Source organism: Streptomyces sp. AMJ-169 (assembly GCF_055597585.1).
The window spans coordinates 1-1794 of record NZ_JBVLTJ010000039.1 but is presented as its reverse complement, the minus strand read 5'-3'; the positions used below and the strand labels follow the sequence as shown (position 1 = coordinate 1794).

Below are 1794 nucleotides of genomic sequence, written 5' to 3'. Positions count from 1 at the left end.
GGACGCTGTTGGTTATTTCGGGGGCTCGCGTGACGTCGGCCTTCAAGACCCGGTTGTGGTCTTGAAGGCCGACGTTGTCGTATGGGGTGGGTGCGGATGTCGATGCAGCCGGGCGGGCCGAGCGAGGTTCCGGCAGAGACGGTGCGGGTGGCTCGTGCCGCGTTCTCGAAGGGCAGTCTGGCGATCCGGGTTCGTGACGAGCTGGGGGCGCTGTTCGGTGACGAGGAGTTTGCGGACCTGTTCCCGGTCCGGGGCAAACCGGCCTGGTCGCCGGGGCGGCTGGCGCTCGTGCTGGTGTTGCAGTTCGTGGAGGGGCTGACCGACCGGCAGGCCGCGGAGGCGGTGCGGGCCCGTATCGACTGGAAGTACGCGCTCGGGCTGGAACTGGGCGATCCCGGCTTCGACTTCTCGGTGTTGTCGGAGTTCAGGGACCGTCTGGTCGAGGCCGATGAGGGACGGCGGGTGCTGGACGGCATCCTGGCCGCGGCCGGGGCGAAGGGACTGCTCAAGACGGCCGGGCGGGCCAGGACCGACTCCACTCATGTGTGGACGGCGGCCCGGGATGTGTCCTGGCTGGAGATGGTCACGGAAACACTGCGGTCGGCGTTGAACGCGCCCGCCCAGGCTGCCCCTGAGTGGCTGGCCAAAGTGGCCGGGCCGGACTGGTTCAAGCACTACGCCACCAGGGCCGAGGACTCACGGTTCCCCAAGGCCCGCACCAAGCGGGAGGAGATGGGGCTGCGCGTCGGCCGGGACGGGACACGGCTGCTGGAGGCCGTCCGGTCCGGTCCGGCTCCCCCGGGGCTGCGCAACCTGGCCCAGGTGGAGCACCTGCGCCAGGTGTGGGTGCAGAACTTCCACCGAGCCGAGGGGGAGGTGAGGCGCAGGGACCCAAAAGACCGGCCGCCGGGCGCGAAGTGCCTGGTCAGTCCCTATGACGCCCAGGCGCGCAACAGTGTCAAGCGCGACACCTCCTGGGCGGGATACAAGGTCCACCTCACCGAGACCTGCGAGCCGGACACCCTGAACCTGATCACGAACGTGGCCACCACCATGGCGACCGTGCCCGACCTGTCGATGACCGACACCGTGCATGCCCAGCTCGCCCAGGCCGGCCGTCTGCCCGCGGAGCACCTGGTCGACGCCGGATACGTCGACGCGCATCTGCTCGTGCAGGCCCGGCGCGAGTACGGCGTCACGCTCACCGGGCCGGTCGCCGGCGTCGTCAGCCGCCAGGCCGCCGCGGACAACGGCTTCACCGCCGGTGACTTCACCGTCGACTGGGCGGGCGAGCAGGTCACCTGTCCCGGCGGGAAGACCACCCGCCGCTGGAACCCCGACCGGTCCCAGGAGGGAACCCCGGTGATCCGGGTCCGCTTCAACCAGGGCCAGTGCGGCCCCTGCCCGGTCCGTGAGCAGTGCACCACCTCCAGCACCGGCCGTCGCCTGACGCTGCGGCCCCGCGAGGAACACGAGGCCCTCCTCCAGGCCCGCGCCGAGCAGGACACCGACACCTGGAAGGAGCGTTACAAGACCCGCGCCGGGGTAGAGGGCACCATCGCTCAGGGCATCTAGCGCTGCGGCCTGCGCAGATCCCGCTACCGCGGCCTCGCGAAGACCACTCTCCAGCACCAGCTCACCGGCGCCGCGATCAACCTCGCCCGCATCGACGCCCACCTCACCGGCACACCCCGGGCCAGCACCCGCACCAGCCACCTCGCAGCACTCGGCCCCACCAAACCGAAGTCCAGCAGGGCCGAGTAGAGCTTGCCCCCGAAATAACCAACAGCGTCC

General features: G+C 70.5%; 1 pseudogene. It reads left to right on the top strand.

The window, feature by feature from the left end:
• Positions 1-96: 96 nt before the first annotated feature.
• Positions 97-1764: pseudogene (locus tag ACYUD3_RS38480) on the top strand (IS1182 family transposase).
• Positions 1765-1794: the final 30 nt, after the last annotated feature.